General features: G+C 66.9%; 1 protein-coding gene. It reads left to right on the plus strand.

Annotation, left to right across the window (positions count from 1 at the left end):
* On the plus strand, positions 1 to 356 hold a 356-nt coding region (locus tag EN852_RS36690), incomplete at both ends, for a TolC family protein (RefSeq protein WP_189546485.1).

The raw sequence follows: 356 nt of genomic DNA on the forward strand, positions 1-356 counted from the left end.
CAGAAGCCGACCAAGTCCGCCCAGCCGGCGCGGCTTTCACAATGGTGGCAGCGCCTGCGCGACCCGCAGCTCAACATGCTTGTCGCGGAAGCGGTCGCCGGCAATCTCGATGTCGTGACCGCCAAGGCCAAAATCCGCGAGGCGCGGGCAAGCTACCGCCAGTCGGTGGGCAAGTTGCTACCCTCCGCCGAGGGTTCGGCCTCGGCCACCCGCAATAGGACCGCAGCAACCAGCTCGGGCACGGCAACCAGCACAACCTATGACCAGTACGAAGCAGGCTTCGATGCCAGCTGGGAACTCGACCTCTTCGGCGCCAACCGCCGCAGCGTCGAGGCCGCCAGCTACGGCTTGGACGC

The organism is Mesorhizobium sp. M2E.F.Ca.ET.209.01.1.1 (genome assembly GCF_004010375.2).
In the GTDB taxonomy this organism is placed as follows: domain Bacteria; phylum Pseudomonadota; class Alphaproteobacteria; order Rhizobiales; family Rhizobiaceae; genus Mesorhizobium.